This window comes from Burkholderia sp. MSMB2157WGS (assembly GCF_001532755.1).
In the GTDB taxonomy this organism is placed as follows: domain Bacteria; phylum Pseudomonadota; class Gammaproteobacteria; order Burkholderiales; family Burkholderiaceae; genus Burkholderia.
Map to the genome: position 1 here is coordinate 31,548 of NZ_LPJG01000053.1, position 15,808 is coordinate 47,355.

Annotated in this window: 15 protein-coding genes; 8 read left to right on the forward strand and 7 right to left on the reverse strand. The window is 69.4% G+C overall.

The genetic code is table 11. From position 1 onward, the window contains the following. Positions 1-13: 13 nt before the first annotated feature. Complete coding sequence (locus tag WT53_RS29690; protein ID WP_034209337.1) at positions 14-985, reverse strand: AraC family transcriptional regulator; 972 nt, start codon at positions 983-985, stop codon at positions 14-16. A 94-nt stretch (positions 986-1,079) separates the two neighbouring features. Between WT53_RS29690 and WT53_RS29695 the strand changes: the two genes are divergently transcribed. The 3 genes from WT53_RS29695 to WT53_RS29705 all read left to right on the forward strand — a co-directional run bounded on the left by WT53_RS29695 (position 1,080) and on the right by WT53_RS29705 (position 3,347). Then, positions 1,080-1,913 (forward strand): oxidoreductase, encoded by an 834-nt coding sequence (locus WT53_RS29695; protein WP_034209336.1) that lies wholly within the window; start codon positions 1,080-1,082, stop codon positions 1,911-1,913. Positions 1,914-2,050: 137 nt separating this feature from the next. Then, positions 2,051-2,887 (forward strand): alpha/beta fold hydrolase, encoded by an 837-nt coding sequence (locus WT53_RS29700; protein ID WP_034209335.1) that lies wholly within the window; start codon positions 2,051-2,053, stop codon positions 2,885-2,887. 163 nt (positions 2,888-3,050) lie between these two features. Continuing rightward, on the forward strand, positions 3,051-3,347 hold the full coding sequence (locus tag WT53_RS29705; RefSeq protein ID WP_230624968.1) for a LysE family transporter: 297 nt from the start codon (positions 3,051-3,053) through the stop codon (positions 3,345-3,347). 48 nt (positions 3,348-3,395) lie between these two features. Here WT53_RS29705 and WT53_RS29710 read toward each other — a convergent pair whose 3' ends face one another. The 4 genes from WT53_RS29710 to WT53_RS29725 all read right to left on the reverse strand — a co-directional run bounded on the left by WT53_RS29710 (position 3,396) and on the right by WT53_RS29725 (position 8,792). Beyond that, a complete protein-coding gene (locus tag WT53_RS29710; RefSeq protein WP_034209334.1) occupies positions 3,396-4,103 on the reverse strand; it encodes a DUF3142 domain-containing protein in 708 nt (235 codons plus the stop codon). Between the two features lie 7 nt (positions 4,104-4,110). Beyond that, a complete protein-coding gene (locus WT53_RS29715; RefSeq protein WP_034209333.1) occupies positions 4,111-6,279 on the reverse strand; it encodes a hypothetical protein in 2,169 nt (722 codons plus the stop codon). Between the two features lie 307 nt (positions 6,280-6,586). Then, a complete protein-coding gene (locus WT53_RS29720; protein WP_034209332.1) occupies positions 6,587-7,999 on the reverse strand; it encodes a hypothetical protein in 1,413 nt (470 codons plus the stop codon). Positions 8,000-8,030: 31 nt separating this feature from the next. Then, positions 8,031-8,792, reverse strand: a complete 762-nt coding sequence (locus WT53_RS29725) for a 2-keto-4-pentenoate hydratase (protein ID WP_034209331.1) — start codon at positions 8,790-8,792, stop codon at positions 8,031-8,033. 293 nt (positions 8,793-9,085) lie between these two features. On the opposite strand from WT53_RS29725, the gene WT53_RS29730 reads away from it, so the two are divergent. The 5 genes from WT53_RS29730 (at position 9,086) to WT53_RS29750 (ending at position 13,168) form a co-directional block, all read left to right on the forward strand. Continuing rightward, complete coding sequence (locus tag WT53_RS29730) at positions 9,086-9,565, forward strand: universal stress protein (protein WP_034209330.1); 480 nt, start codon at positions 9,086-9,088, stop codon at positions 9,563-9,565. Positions 9,566-9,578: 13 nt separating this feature from the next. Continuing rightward, entirely contained in the window at positions 9,579-9,770 is a 192-nt protein-coding gene (locus tag WT53_RS29735) for a DUF2964 family protein (RefSeq protein ID WP_034209501.1), read from the forward strand. A 166-nt stretch (positions 9,771-9,936) separates the two neighbouring features. Further along, positions 9,937-11,673 carry a site-specific integrase gene (locus tag WT53_RS29740; RefSeq protein ID WP_034209329.1) on the forward strand — a complete coding sequence of 579 codons (1,737 nt, stop codon included), beginning with the start codon at positions 9,937-9,939 and terminating at the stop codon, positions 11,671-11,673. A gap of 164 nt (positions 11,674-11,837) precedes the next feature. Next, positions 11,838-12,161 carry a TfoX/Sxy family protein gene (locus WT53_RS29745; RefSeq protein ID WP_034209328.1) on the forward strand — a complete coding sequence of 108 codons (324 nt, stop codon included), beginning with the start codon at positions 11,838-11,840 and terminating at the stop codon, positions 12,159-12,161. Positions 12,162-12,247: 86 nt separating this feature from the next. Next, positions 12,248-13,168 (forward strand): hypothetical protein, encoded by a 921-nt coding sequence (locus tag WT53_RS29750; protein ID WP_060262540.1) that lies wholly within the window; start codon positions 12,248-12,250, stop codon positions 13,166-13,168. A 27-nt stretch (positions 13,169-13,195) separates the two neighbouring features. Here WT53_RS29750 and WT53_RS29755 read toward each other — a convergent pair whose 3' ends face one another. After that, positions 13,196-14,347, reverse strand: coding sequence for a branched-chain amino acid ABC transporter substrate-binding protein (locus tag WT53_RS29755; RefSeq protein ID WP_060262543.1), 1,152 nt, complete (start codon positions 14,345-14,347; stop codon positions 13,196-13,198). Further along, positions 14,344-15,615 carry an FAD-binding oxidoreductase gene (locus WT53_RS29760; protein WP_052100423.1) on the reverse strand — a complete coding sequence of 424 codons (1,272 nt, stop codon included), beginning with the start codon at positions 15,613-15,615 and terminating at the stop codon, positions 14,344-14,346. The genes WT53_RS29755 and WT53_RS29760 overlap by 4 nt, the downstream gene beginning before the upstream one ends. Positions 15,616-15,808 lie beyond the last annotated feature (193 nt).

The following is a 15,808-nucleotide window of genomic DNA, read 5'->3' on the forward strand; positions in this document are numbered from 1 at the left end:
GCGTTCCGGCGCGTCAATGCGACGACACGAACACCGCATCGTCGAACGCTTCGGGAATCGCGAAGCTCGCGCGCATGCGCTGCGTCTCCTTCGCCGGCGTCAGGCCGAACAGGCGCTTGAATTCGCGGCTGAACTGCGACGGGCTCGTGTAGCCGACCGCGTAGCCGGCCGCCTCCGCCGTCAGGTCCTGGCGCACCATCAATAGCCGCGCCTGATGCAGGCGCGTCGACTTCAGGTACTGCATCGGCGACACCTGCGTGATCGCCTTGAAATGGCTGTGAAAGCTCGGCACGCTCATGCCGGCCGCGTCGGCCAGTTGCGACACGTCGAGCGGCCGCGCGTAGTCGGTGTGGATCACGCGCAAGGCGCGCCCGATCCGGCCGAACTGCCCGCGCATCGCCAGTGCGCTGCGCATCGCATCGCCCTGCGCGCCGGTCAGCACGCGGAAATACAGCTCGCGAAGCAGCGCCGGGCCGAGCACCGCGGCGTCGAGCGGCCGCTGCATCGCCTCGACGAAACGCAGCACCGACGCGTGCATCGCGTCGTCCATCGGCGACGACATCATGCTCTTCGGCGCCTGCACGGGTCGTGCGTGTCCGGCGCGATCGATCTGCGCGGCGAGTTCGGCCGCCAGCGTGAAATCGAGGTGCAGGTACAGCGCGAGCAGCGGGCGCGCGGGCGTGGCGTCGGTTTCCATGCTGAACGGGACGGGCACGGAGACGGCCAGGTAATGGTGCTCGTCGTACAGATAGCGCTCGCCGCCGAAGTAGCCGCGCTTCGATCCCTGGCACACGATCACGATGCCTGGGTCGTACAGCACTGGCGTGCGCGACAGCGCGCGGTTCGAGCGCAGGATGCGCACGCTCGGCAGCGCCGTCAGGTTGTAGCCTTCGTCGGGAGCGAGCGCGCGCAGCAGCGTCACCAGGCGTTTCCGGTCGCGCGGGGACAGCGCTGGAGATCGGGCGGAGACGGGCGAGGGGATCATAGTTTTGTGCAAGAAAATCAGCGGAATCGGGCTTATTCGACGCAGTGCGCCAGACTAGTATGCATGCTTCGATCGACATTCGGGAGAAGCTCACATGGCATCCGGCAACATCATGCTCATTACCGGCGTCAGCAGCGGTTTCGGTCGCGCGCTTGCCCGGGAGGCGCTGGCCGCCGGCCACACGGTGGTCGGTACGGTGCGCAGCGCGCAGGCGGCGCGCGACTTCGAGGCGCTGTCCGCGCAGGCGGCCGTCGCGCGCGTGCTCGACGTGACCGACTTCGACCGCATCGACGGCGTCGTCGCGGACATCGAGGCGAACGTCGGGCCCATCGACGCGCTGGTGAACAACGCGGGTTACGGGCACGAAGGGATCATGGAGGAGGCGCCGCTCGACGAGATGCGCCGGCAGTTCGACGTGAACGTGTTCGGCGCGGTCGCGATGATGAAGGCCGTCGTGCCGTTCATGCGCGAGCGCCGGCGCGGCCGCATCCTGAACATCACGTCGATGGGCGGTCACATCACGATGCCGGGCATCGCGTACTACTGCGGCAGCAAGTTCGCGCTGGAAGGCATTTCCGAAACCCTCGGCAAGGAGCTCGAGCCGTTCGGCATCGCGGTGACGGCCGTGGCGCCGGGTTCGTTCCGCACGGACTGGGCCGGCCGCTCGATGGTGCGCACGCCGCGCTCGATTGCCGACTACGATGCGCTGTTCGATCCGATCCGCCGCGCGCGCGAGGAGAAAAGCGGCAAGCAGCCGGGCGACCCCGCGAAGGCCGCGCGGGCGATGCTCGCCGTGATGGCGGCGGATCGTCCGCCCGCGCATCTGCTGCTCGGCAGCGACGCGCTGCGGCTCGTGCGGGACAAACTGTCGGCGCTGGACGACGAAATCCGCGCGTGGGAAGCCGTGACGATGTCGACGGACGGCTGACGCGCGCGGCATCGTTCGTTTCCTGCCGGTGGATGATCGGGCCTCGCTGCGCGCGATGGCATCGAGGTTTCACAATAATGGCCGATAATGGCAACCGGCCCGCTCGCCACGTTCATCCACCTTACCGGAGCATCGCGATGCCATACGTCACCACGAAGGACAACGTCGATATTTTCTACAAGGATTGGGGTCCGAAAGATGCGCAGCCCGTCATGTTCCACCACGGCTGGCCGCTGTCCAGCGACGACTGGGATGCGCAACTGCTGTTCTTCGTCCAGAACGGCTATCGCGTGATCGCGCACGACCGGCGCGGCCATGGCCGCTCGGCGCAGGTCTGGGACGGCCACGACATGGATCATTACGCGGCGGATGCGTTCGCGGTGGTCGAAGCGCTCGACCTGCGCAATGCGGTGCACATCGGGCACTCGACGGGCGGCGGCGAAGTGGCGCGCTACGTCGCGAAGCACGGCGAGCCGGCCGGCCGCGTCGCGAAGGCGGTGCTGGTCAGCGCGGTGCCGCCGCTGATGCTCAAGACCGACTCGAACCCCGAGGGCTTGCCGCTCGCGGTGTTCGACGGCTTCCGGAAAGCGCTCGCCGACAATCGCGCGCAGTTCTTCCTCGACGTGCCGAGCGGCCCGTTCTACGGGTTCAACCGCGACGGCGCGACCGTGCACCAGGGCGTGATCCGCAACTGGTGGCGGCAGGGGATGGCAGGCAGCGCGAAGGCGCATTACGACGGCATCAAGGCGTTTTCGGAAACGGACCAGACCGACGACCTGAAGTCGATCTCCGTCCCGACGCTCGTGCTGCATGGCGAAGACGACCAGATCGTGCCGATCGCGGATTCCGCGCTGAAGTCGATCAAGCTGCTGAAGAACGGCACGCTGAAAACCTATCCGGGCTATTCGCACGGGATGCTGACGGTCAACGCGGACGTGCTCAACGCCGACCTGCTCGCGTTCGTGCGGGCATGACGGTGTCGGCGCCGGCCCGCTGCGGCGGGCGGCGCCGCGATCGTAGGGAAAGTGGTCCGGCCGCGCGTGGAAAGGGGCGCATCGTCCATTGGGTGCTTCACCCCAAATCGACGAAGCTCACGCCTGGATGCGCGAGGCGCGGCATCCGGCTGGCCACGATCGCATGCAGTTCGCGTACCTGCGCGGCTTCGTCGTCGGCATCGCGAATCCGAAGGATCTGCTGTTCTTCGTTGCGTTCTTTCCGCGGTTCGTCGGCATCACGCCCGATTCGCGCGTGAGCCTCGCGATCCTCGCCGCGCTGTGGATCGCCGTCGATTTCACGATCCTGACCGGGTACATGGCCGCGATCAACCATCCGGCGATTCATCGGAAGCGGCGATGGATCGTGACATCGTCGGCGCTTGCGCTGCTCGCGATCGCGCTCGTCGGGCTCGGCAGCACGCTCGCGCACGCCGCGTAGCGCATCGTCGATCGGCGTCACGCTTCGCTTGCGTCGCGCCGGCGCCCGCTAGCCATTGCGCAGGAACACGACGTAGCCGCGGAACCATGGACTCGATGCGAGATACGGCGGCGCGTCCCACTCGCCGCCCTGGATCACGCCGATGCGAAACGGCAGTTGCAGCCGCGCGACGCGCGGCAGATAGGCTGCATAATCGGGGATCGTGCTGCGGCCCTGGTAGGTCTGCACGACCACCTCGTCGACGATCCCCTTGAGCCGGTTGACCTGGTCGGTATCGATGCGGCTGCTCCAGTCGAGCAGCCCCGTGATGCTCAGCCGGCAATCGGCGGGCAAGGTCTCGCGCAGCGTGCGCAGAAACCCGAGGTAATCCTGCAGGTGGCGCGTACCGGCATCGAAGTCGATCTGGATGCCGGCGATCGTGCGGCCCGACGCGCGCCAGCGTGCGAGCTGCGCGAGCATGATCTGCGTGACGCGCGGCGTCCAGCGCAGCGTATGCGCGCGATAGACGAGCCACACGTGCGCGTCGGGCGCGGGCGGCAGCGCGACGCCCTGCGCGATCACGCGCACCTGCGACTCGTCCCGCGGCGACGCCTCGATCTGACCTTGCAGCACGTAGACGGCGCGCGCGCCGCGCACGACCGCCTGCGGCTTCACGCCCGCCCACAGCCAGAACGCATCGTACCGTGCGGCGTCGACGGTGCCGGCCAGCGCGCCGCGCGCGGCCAGCAGCAGCGCGATGCACGCGATGCGCTTCATGCGACGCTCACCAGTAGTAGCGAAGCTTCCGCGCCCACGGGCTGTCCGGATAGGCGGTCTTCAGCGTGTCGAACCAGCGCTTGCGCGTGCTCTTCGAGACCTCCTTGCCGCCGCATTCGTTGGAGCCGCCCGGCGCGTAGCACCTGATCGCGCGATAGAACGCGTACGCGCGGTCGTTCGGGTTCGCCTGCGTATCGGCCATCACCGTCACGTAGCTCGACATCCGCTCGTACGGTTTGCCTGCGAACTGCGACGGCGCCGCGCCGAGCGTCGGCGGCACGCGCGTGGCGGCCGTGCTCGACGCGTTGCGGACCCACGACGGCACCGGATCGGTCTCGAGGCCGGGCACCGGCGGATGAAGTCGCACGAAATCGGCGAGGCAGTTCAGCCCTTTCGGATCGGCGGGATTCTGCTGCAGCGTCGCGGCGATGTCGCGCGCCGACGGGCACGTGTAGCCGTCTTCGTTTTTCGTGCCGGCTGCGATGAACGGCTTCAACGGATCGGCGGGCGTGCCGGACATCAGCGCCATGTCGGCGATGAAGTCTGCGTAGTGCGAACGCGTGAGCTCCTTGTACAGCAGCGTGTACAGCGCGGTGTCGCGTAGCGCGCCGCCGGTTGCCTGATTCCGCGCCTGCGCGCGCAGCAGGTCGGCATTGGCCGCGCGCTGCAGCAGCACCGCGCGGATCGCGGCGTTCTGCACGGGCGAATCGTCGGCGAACGCATCGTTGACGAGCCCGGCCTGCTCCAGGTTGATCGCGAGCGCGAGTTCGAGCATTTCGCGCTGGAAGCGGAACGTCGCGCGCGGGATCAGGTCGCGCCACAGCTGGCGGGCCTGGTCGTTCCGGCCGCTGTCCTCCAGCGCGAACCCGCGCAGCGCCTGCTGGCTCAGACCGAAGTAGTCGAGCGGTGCAGCGGGCGTTTGCGGCAGCAGCTCGAGCGCGGCATCCGGCTTGTGCCCGATCTGCACGTACCACGTGGCGAGCAGGTAGTCGTAGAGCGCGGGCGCGTTCGCGAAGCGCGGCTTCTGCGCCTGCAGCTCGTCGAGCGTCATCGGCTTGCGGCTCGGATCGTTGCTGTCCGACGCACGCATGCGCAGCAGGTCGACGGTGGCGAGCACGGTCGGCGACTGGATCTGGCTCGCGTCGAATGCCGAGCCGAACAGCAGCTTGCTGTCGAGTTCGTTCGCCAGCTGCATCAGCGGCACGTTCGACGTCGCCGGCGACCAGTGCGCGAGCGCATGCCCGTACAGGTCGGCCTGCTGCGTGACGTTGCCGTCGAGCCACGCGACACGCCGCAACAGCCCGCTCGCGGACACCGCGTAGCGCCCCTTCGGATACACCTTCAGGTAGGTCCGGAATACCGTGTTCGCCGCGTCGAGCGACACCTTCGTCACGCGCGCGCGCGTCGGCGTCGGGCTGTCGTGGTCGAATGCGTTGGCCTGCGCGGCATTCAACTGCGCGCGCCCGGCCATGTAGAGGCCGGTTTCCTTCAGCCACGGGTCCGCGCTGTGCGATGCGTTCGCGAAGGCGCGGGTCGCGGTGAGGAAGTCGGCGCGGTAGAACGCGTTCGCGCCGTCGAGGTACGCGGCGAACTGCTGGCCGAGCGGCGACTTGACCGGCGGCTTCGTCCACGCGGCGCTCGCGCCGCCCGCGGCACAGTTCTGCTGCGCGATGTCGGCGCGCGCCGCGCGCAGGCGCGCAGCCTCGTCGGCGGGCAGACCGGCGGCGCTGCCCAGTGCGTCGTTGAATGCGTCCGTGCCCGCGCTCATGCCGCGGCAGATGCTGCCTTCGCCGTCCGCGTACCGGTTCGACGACGCATCGGCGTCCGCTGCGCCGCCGGTCTGGTCGGCCTCCTTCTGGCCGATATAGATCCATCCGGAGAAATCCATCGGGAACGGCACGACGATCCGCTCGACCCGCTCTTTCGCCGGGATGGTCTTCGGGTCCGGAAACACCTGCGCGACCTTGCCGCTGTCGGCCATCATCAGCATCGCGTTGACGCGCGTGTCGTTGGCGGGCATCAGCATCGGCACGTTGCCGCAGGAGTATGACGTTTGCCGGAGCGTGTTCGGCACGTAGCAGCCGTCGTCTCCGCTGGCATGGGCGGCCGGCATCCACAGCAGGCCGATCGCCAGCGCGGCGAACAGGGTTCGGTGCAGCATCGGGTTTCTTCGCATTTTTCTTGTGTCGGGTAGGGGGGCCGCGACGGCCGGTTCTCTCAGGGGGCGCTTTGCCCCGGCGCGTATCGTACCTCACCGGCCGGCGCCGTCACGGCCGGCGTGGCTGGCATGGTGCCGGCCGGCCAGCGATGCGGAGGGCAGCCCCGTGAAATGGACATCCACCCGGTGTGGACACAACGCGACCTTGAATCCGGATCGCTTGAACCGAGATGCAGCCGGCAGTAGCGGACGCCGACGATAGTTCGGTTTGCTTACAAATCGGGCGAGCAGCACGCGGGCGTCGCGCGTCCGTCACGACTGCGCATCACGCGCACACGCTGCTGGCGATGCCTCCGTCGTCCATCTCGTCGAGCGCGGCCCGCAAATCGTCGATGGCCACCATCAGTTCGCGGACCTGCCGCAACGACGGGTACTGATGCAGCACGGCGTGCCATTGCGGCAGGGTCAGCAGCGCGTGCCAGACGACGCCGAGGCCGTCCGGATCGGCATCCGGCTGCCGTGCGAGCGCGCTCGCGTATTCGAGGCTGGCCTGTGCCGACAGCAACTGCATCCGGCTCGCGGCGCCCAGCAGGCGCGGCGACGCGTCCGCGGACGCGTCGCAGCAATACAGCACCTCGCGTCGCAGCGCCGCTTCGTCGGTCGTCAACGCGTGCAGCGATGCGCCCTGCACGCGCACCGTGCCCTGGTGCGTCTCGAATGCATAGACCGTGTCGGGCGCGGCCTGCGCGAGCAGGTTCAGGCCGCGCAGCAGTCGCGGCAGGTCGGTCGTCGCGGCATCTGCGGAGGCTTTCGCTTCGACGAGAAAGCGCACGTTCCACGCGAGCGCCGGGTCGCCGCCCCGCGCGCGTTCGAGCAGGATCGCGTCCCATTCGGTTTTCGCGCGGTCGTGTCGGCCCGGGATCGACGAAGGCACACGCATCGACGTGACCACGCGGTAGGTGCGGTGCTCGTCCACCGCGTCGAGCCGGCGCGCCAGTGCGTCGAGCGCCTGCGCGGCCAGTGCTTCGACGGCCGCGCCGCGCTGCTGGGACGCCGCGCCTTGCGCGACGGCGGCCGTGCTGCCGACGAGCGGGCCCTGACGGACCCACAGCGCGCGGTAGCGACGCACGTCGTCGTCCGCGGCCAGCGCATCGAGTCGCAGCGTGCGTTCGAGCGCGGGGCTGTCCTTGAGCTTGACGATGTCCTGCTCGAACGCCGCGTCGGTCGCCATCTCGGGCAGCGCGAGCAGTTGCGCGAGCGCGGCATGCAGCTCGGCCCACGCTGCCGACGTCGCGGCCGCATGCAGGCGCGCGAGGCCGTCGCGTTGCCAGGCCTGTGCGCTGCGCTCGAGCTTGGCCGGGTGTGCGATCGCATTGACAGCCGCGTGGAGCGCGCGCCGGTCCTGCTCGGCGTGCGCGGACAACGACGCGTATTCGCGCACGTTCGGCGCATCGTGGCGCAGCACCGATGCCTGAAACGACGGGTCGCCGGATGACGGATCCATCGCGTCGCGGATCATCCGTGCGAGCGCATCGACGAAGCGCCGTCGCAGGTCCGCGCCGGGCGTGTGGCCGTCCGCCTGCATCCTGCGCGCTTCCTCGATCACGACCGCCAGCGCGGTGGCCGGATGCGTCGCGTCGGTCAGCGACGACGCGCGGTCGAGCGGCGGCAGCCGATAACGGCGCGCGACGGTGCGCAGGACGGCGTCGAGCAGGGCGGGCAGCGGTGTCAGCGACATGGCGGATGGGGCGTGAAAGCGACGTGACCCGTCACGCGGTCAACGTCACCGACAGGCTGCCGAGCTCGCCGAAGCGGACCGTCAGCGCATCGCCGAGCGGCACCTCGATCGCACCCGCGTACGAGCCGGTCGTCACGATCTGGCCGGCGCGCACCGCGTCGCCGCGCGACGCGAGGAAGTTGACGAGCCATACCAGCGGCTTCAGCGGATCGCCGTCCGGATGGCGGCCGTCGATCGTCCGGTTCAGCGCGCCTTCGAACGACAGCGCCAGCGTCGCGAGCGGCGCGTTCAAGCCGTCGGGCACGACCGGGCCGACGCACAGCCCCTGGTTGAATTGCCCGTCGGCCAGCAGCTCGAACTTCGACGCGCGCGCCGGCTCCGCATAGCGGCAGCCCAGTATCTCGAGCACGACGCGCACTTCCCGGATCGCCGCCCGCACGTCGCGTTCGTCGTACGGCTGCTCGCGCGCGGGCAGGTCGCGATCGAGCACGAACGCGATTTCCGGTTCGATCCGCACGATCGGCCCGCCGACGACGCGGTACGGCGCATCGGCTTCGCCGATCGTCGACGCGAAGATCGGCGCGAGGATCACGCGATCGGGCGGCGGCAGCGCGCATTTCCATCCGCCGACGGGTTCGCCGAGCAGGTCGGCCACGCGCTGCTGGATCGCGAGCGCGGTGTCGATGTCGTCGGGGCGCAGTGCATCGGGCAACAGCGGGCCGGGCGAGCCGGCATGGCGGGCGGCGACGAGATGCTGGGCGGCGCCGTCCACGCGTTCGATAGTCGTTGTCATGTCGGTTGAGCGAGTTGAAAGTGGGGCCGGAAAAAAGGGCCGGACGAAAGTCGCACGTTCGATGATAGCGCCTTCGGCGCGATGGCCGCTCGAAAGCGCGTCGGCGCGCGCATGGCCGGCCCGGCTCGCGGCCTGGCCGACAACGCGAGCCCCCTTGCCGTCGTGCCGTTTTGCCGCATGTGCGGCCGCTGCCGCGCTTGACCGCCGTCAAGATTCGGCCCCGCCGTCGGCCGATGATGGAGACATGGCCGGGCGCGACGGCGCGCGCGGCAACTCACCCCAGCGAGGTTCGCATGTACGAGAAGATCATGGTGGCCGTCGACGGCAGCGCTTCGTCGAAACAGGCACTGGCCGAGGCCGTGAAGGTGGCGCTGGCGGGCGATACGCACGTCAGCGTCGTGTACGTGGTCGACAAGTCGGCGCTGTTCACGTATGCCGGCCGTCTCGATCCGCACGCGCTCGTCGAGGAGATTCGCGACGACGGGCGCAAGGTGCTGCGCGAAGCCGAACGGATCGTCGCGCTGGCCGGCGCGAAAGGCGAAGCCGAACTCGTCGAGACCGAGAGCATCGGCGAGGACGTCGCGGAACGCCTGCAACGTTACGTGAAGGAGCGCGGGATCGATCTCGCGGTGGTCGGCACGCACGGGCGGCGCGGCATCCGGCGCGTGCTGCTCGGCAGCGTCGCCGAGCGTTTCGTGCGCCGCGCGACGTGCCCGGTGCTGCTGATTCGTGGCGACGACGCCGACGAGCCGGCCGCCGCGGCCGCGGCATGACGTGGCGCGCACGATGATACGCCGCCAGTACCGGATCGTCGTCGCGGCGATCGCCGTGTTCGTGTCGCTCGCCGGCATGATGGCCGTCGTGACGGGCCTGCTGTTCGATGCGGCGACGGCGCTGCGCGGCGGCGCCGTTGCGTTGATCGTCGGCGTGGCCGGCTTCGTCGTGATGCTGAACCCGGGGCCGAAAGACGACGCGTGACCCGCACGGAAGCGGGGGCGGCGCGCGTCCGGCCTCGGTGTCGCGACGATCGACCCGATGCGCTTGCGCGATGCCCGGCGGGTGCGGGGCCGCGCATGCGCATCGTCCCGTTCGGGAGGGGCGGACGGCGTATCCGGCCGCGCGCGCTTCTGTCAAACTGGCGCCCATGAAACCGCGCCTCGCCTCACCGCTTTCCCCCGATTCCGCGCCTGCGCCCGCAGGTTTTCCCGACGCCGACGAACTGGCCGCGCTGCGCGCGTGGTACGCGGGCATGACCGTGCGCCAGGCCGTCGAGCGCTACCTGCCCGACCGGCTCGGCGACGGACGGTCGGCGCGCGGCGTGATCGGCGCCATTCGCCGGCGCCTCGTGCGCATCGCGCGGCAGGTGGGCCGCGCCGATCTCGCGGAACGGCTCGGCCATCCGGACGGCGAGCGTTTGCGGGAGGCGAAAGCGGCAACCGACGCGATCGGCCTGCTGCGTCATGCGCGCGCGCCGGTTCCGCAGATCGGCGACGACGTCGGCCTGTGGCTGCCGGCGCGCGCGGTCGCGGCATTGCGTGCACACGGGATCGCGACGCTCGCCGACCTGACCGTGCGGATTCCGCGCCGGCGCCAGTGGTGGCGTGCGATCGAGGGCCTCGGCATGGCCGGCGCGCGGCGCATCGAGGCGTTCTTCGCCGCGCATCCGGAGCTGACCGAACGCGCGCGTGCGCTGATCGCCGCGACGCCGCGCGGCGGCATCGTGCCGTGGGAGCAACTGAAGCTGCCGCACGAAGTCGACGGCTCGGCCGGCACGTTCCGCGCGCCGCGCGCGACCAGCACGCTCGATGCGGACAACGATTACGCGGCCGTGCACGCGTGGCTGTCGCTGCACGAATCGGCCGCGACGCGGCGTGCGTACCGGAAGGAAGCCGAGCGGTTGATCCTGTGGGCGATCGTCGAGCGCGGCCGCGCGCTGTCGTCGCTGACGACCGAGGATGCGCTCGCGTATCGCGCGTTCATCCGGCGGCCGACGCCGCACGAACGCTGGGTCGGCCCCGTGCGGCCGCGCGGCGCGCCCGACTGGCGGCCGTTCTCGGGTGCGTTGTCCGCGCGGTCCGCGGCGTACACGCTGTCGGTGCTCGGCGCGCTGTTCCGCTGGCTGATCGAGCAGCGCTACCTGCTCGCGAATCCGTTCGCCGGCGTGAAGGTGCGCGACACGCGCGGCGCGACCGCCCTCGATACGTCGCATGCGTTCACCGAAGGCGAGTGGCTGCTGGTTCGCACGATCGCCGACGGGCTCGAGTTCCGCAAGCGCACGGGCGACGCCGCGCCGCAGTCGGGCTGGACGCCGGCCGCCGCGCAACGGCTGCGCTTCATTCTCGATTTCGGCTATGCGACCGGGCTGCGCGCGAGCGAACTGGTCGGCGCGACGCTCGGCGACATCGAGACGGACGCGCACGGCGACGCGTGGCTGAAGGTGATCGGCAAGGGCAGCAAGGCCGCCCGCGTCGCGCTGCCGCCGCTCGCGCGCACGGCGCTCGATCGCTATCTGGTCGCGCGCCGGTTGCCGGTCACGCCGGCGCGCTGGCGGCCCGCTACGCCGCTGATTCCGAGCCTCGCGGAAGACGACGCGGCCGCGATCACGAGCGTGCGGCTGTGGAAGGTGATGCAGCGTTTCTTCGCGCAGACGGCCGATAGCGTCGAGGCCGACCATCCGGCGCTCGCGCACAAGCTGCGCCAGGCGAGCCCGCACTGGATGCGGCATACGCATGCGACGCACGCGCTGGCGCGCGGCGCGGAGCTGACGACGGTGCGCGACAACCTGCGGCATGCGTCGATCTCGACGACGTCGATCTATCTGCATGGCGACGACGTGAAGCGGGCGCGGCAGATGTCGAGTGCATTCGGCGCGGACAAGTAGGCGAGTCGGACGCTGCCGGCCGGCGCCGCGCACACGACGGCAGCGGTCGATGCTTGGGCGCGTTACGCGTGCGCGAATGCATGACGCACCGCAGCGTATCGGCAGACAAGACGGAACGGTCCGGCGCGCACGACGGTCATAAACTTTTTCATCGGGAGCGGCGGATGGCATCGAGCCAGAGCACGGTCGATTTCATCGTCGAGCAGATCGCGGCGGCCGGTACGGTATCGGCGCGCAAGATGTTCGGCGAATACGGCATCTATTGCGACGGCAGGATGGTCGCGCTCGTCTGCGACGACCGGCTGTTCGTCAAGCCGACGCCCGAAGGCCGCGCGTATCTCGGCGCGTGCGACGAAGCCCCGCCGTATCCGAGCGCGAAGCCGCATCTCGTCATCGCCGGCGATCGCTGGGACGAGCGCGAATGGCTGTCGACGCTGATCCGGATCACCGCCGCGCAACTGCCGCTGCCGGTGAAGCGCGGCCGATGACGATCGAGTCGGATGCCGCGCCGCGCAGCCGGCAGGCGTATTCTGTGACACATACGCGCGACCATCGTGCGCCAGGGAGTACCAACATGGAGACATCCGCAGCTTCGCGCGGCACGCGGCGTGCGCGCCGCGCCTGGCACGCGCTCGTCGCAGCCCTGTGTGTCGGCTGGAGCGCGCTGTCGTTCGGCGCGGAGGGCGTGAACGGCGCGGCCGCGCTGCTCGACCGCTACCGCAGCCTCGGCGCGCAACTGAAGGACAACGCGTTTCACCGGCCCCTGGTGCTCGAATCGTCGGAAGCGTCGTCGTCGCTGAAGGGCGACATCTATGCGGTCGTCGATTATCCGTTCGCGGTGGTGAACGGCCAGCTCGACGATCCCGCACGAGGCCCCGCGAACTGGTGCGCGGTGCTGATCCTGCACCTGAACACGAAGTACTGCCACGCAGCGAGCGGCGCCAACGGCGCGGTGCTCGACGTGAACCTCGGCCGCAAGATCGAGCAAAAGCTGTCGGACACCTATCGCGTGCAGTTCCGCTACCGCGTGGCGGCCGCGACGCCCGATTATTTCCAGGTCGACCTGACCGCCGACAGCGGCCCGATGGGCACGAAGGATTACCGGATCGCGCTCGAGGCCGTGCCGGTCGGCGCGTCGCGCACGTTCCTGCACCTCACGTATTCGTATGGCTTCGGCACGGTCGGCCGGATGGCGATGAAGACCTATCTCGCGACCGTCGGCAGCGACAAGGTCGGGTTCACGACCGTCGGTGCCGCGTCGGCCGCGCAGCCGCAGTACGTCGGCGGCGTGCGCGGGCTGCTCGAGCGCAACACGATGCGCTACTACCTCGCGATCGACACGTATCTCGCGACGCTCGACAAGCCGCTCGATGTGCGCCTCGCGCGCTGGTTCGACGCGACCGAGCAGTACCCGCAGCAACTGCACGAAGTGGAGCGCGGCGCGTATCTGCAGATGAAAACGCAGGAGGTGCAGCGGCAGCAGACGGCGCGATGACGGTGCAGCCCGCTCGCGCTCCCGGCATCAGTTCGACGCGCCGCCCACCGTGCGGATGCTGCGCCACTGCCCCTGGTCGACGCGGAACAACGTGTACGGCGGCTTGATCAGGTCGCCGCGCTCGTCGAACGAGATCTTGCCGGTCACGCCGGTTACCGACACGCCCGGCAGGCTCGTGACGATCTTGCCTCGATCGAGCGAATCGGCCTTGTGGACCGCCGCGATCATCGCGAGCGCCGCGTCGTACGCGAACGGCGCGTACAGCTCGACGTCCTGGTTGAAGCGCGCCTTGTAGCGCTGGGCGAATGCGACGGCGGACGGCAGCTTGTCGAGCGCGGGGCCGGGCTCCAGATCCTGCGTGCCTTCGCCCGCGTTGCCGGCGATCTTCAGGAATGCATTGCTTTTCAGTGCGCCGGCGCCGAACAGTTGTGCACGGATGCCGAGCGAGCGCATCTGCTTGACGAGCATCGCGCCCTGTTCGTCGAGCCCGCCGAAGAACAGCAGGTCGATGTTGTTGCTCTTCATCGTGGTCAGGATGCCGCGGAAGTCGACGGCCTTGTCGTTCGTGTATTCGCGGCCGACGATGGTGCCGTGCGCGTCCTTCACGCCTTTCTCGAACGCATCGGCGAGGCCCTGGCCGAACGCGGTGCGATCGTCGATGATCCCGATCCGCTTCGCCTTCAACTGCTCGACCGCGAAGCGGCCGGCCACCACGCCGCCGACGCCGTCGTGCCCCATCGTGCGGAACACGTTTTTGACGCCTTGCATCGTCAGTTGCGGATTGGTCGAGCCGGGCGTGATCATCGCGACGTTCGCCTGCTTGTAGACGGCCGACGCCGGAATGCTGCAGCCCGAGTTGTAGTGGCCGATCACGCCGACCACACCGTCGTCGACGAGTTTCTGCGCAACCTGGATCGCGATGCGCGGATCGGCCTGGTCGTCCTGCACGTCGAGCACGAAGCGCACCGGCTTGCCGCCGATGGTCGGATGCTTCGCGTTTTCCTCGTCGAGTGCGAGCTGCGCGCCGTATTGCAGATCCTTGCCGACGCGCGCGACCGGCCCCGTCAGCGGACCGGCGAAGCCGATCCTGACGGTTTCCGGGTCTGCGGCGTGCGCGGCCCCCGCGACCGTGCCGATCGAGCAGACGGCCAGCCATGCCAGCCAGTGACGACGATTCATGATGCCTCTCCTTGCGTGGGTGGAAGTCGCGGCGCGCGTCGGAATCGCGCGGCCCGGTACGGTGTGAGGTCCAGCGGCGGTGCGCGCCGGGCGACGAGGTCGGCGACGAGCTGCCCGGTGACGCCGGCGAGCGTCACGCCGAGATGCTGATGACCGAATGCGTGGATCACGCGCGCACTGTCGCGTGCGCGGCCGATGACGGGCACGCCGTCGGGCAGCGTCGGCCGGAAGCCGAGCCAGCTGCGCGTCGGCGTGCCCAGCGACGGCACGGCTTCGCGCGCGGAACGCGTGAGCAGCGCGACGAGCGACGGGTTCATCGGTGCGTCGAAGCCGCCGAGTTCGACGGTGCCGGCCGCGCGCAGCCCTTCGTCGAGCGGCGTCATGTAGAAGCCGCGTTCGGCCCAGCCGACCGGCCGCGTGACGATCGGTTCGTGCGCGCCGAACTGCACGTGATAGCCGCGCTCGGTGTCGAGCGGCACCGCATCGCCGCACGCGGCCGCGAATTCGCGCGAGCGGGCGCCCGCGGCGACGACGACGTGATCGAACCCACGCACCGTGCCGGCCGCCTGCACGTTCACGCTGTCGCCGGCGGGCACGATCCGCTCGACGCGGACGCGTTCGAGCGTCGCGCCGGCGGCGGCGAGTTGCGCGAAGAGCTCGCCGAGAAAGCCGTGCGGATCGGAGAAGTGCCAACTGCCGACGAACAGCACGCCGCGCGTGAAGATCGGTGCGAGCGCGGGTTCGAGTGTGCGGATCGCGCTCGCGTCGAGCGTCTCGAACGGCACGCCGAGCCGGCGCCGCAGCGCGAGCGACGGTTGCGCGGCATCGAACGACGCCTGCCGGGCGTACAGGTACAGGCATTCGCGCGGCCGCACGAATGCCGCGAGCCGCGCCGACGCGAGCAGCGGCGCATAGCCGTCGGCTGCGCGCGACAACAGGGCGGCCAGTGCGCTCGCGCTGCGTGCGTGGCGCACGGGCGTCGATGCGAGCAGGAAACGCGCGAGCCACGGCGCGCCGTGCAGCAGATAGGGCCAGCGGATGCGCAGCGGGCTGTCGGCGCCGAACAGGAAGTGCGGCAGGTTGCGGAACACGGACGGGCCGTTCACCGGCACGCAGCCGTACGGTGCGAACGTCGCGGCATTGCCGAACGACGCGCCTTCGCCGATGCCGGCCGGATCGAACAGCGTCACGCGATGCCCGTCGCGTTGCAGCCATGCCGCCGCGCCGAGCCCGATGAAGCCTGCACCCACGATGGCGATCTTCGCCATGACGCTTCCCCTTGGGTCCACATGATTCACACAAAGATGCGATCAAGAATCACACAGTAATTTTTTGTGTGCAATCAAAAAGAAATTGTGTGGTGTTGGCGTTTACCCGGTTTCAATGCATTGATTCTGCAGACTTTTCCGTAAGCGTTTGACGGGGTGGGGATGTCATATACAATCGCTGGGCAAGTCAAAA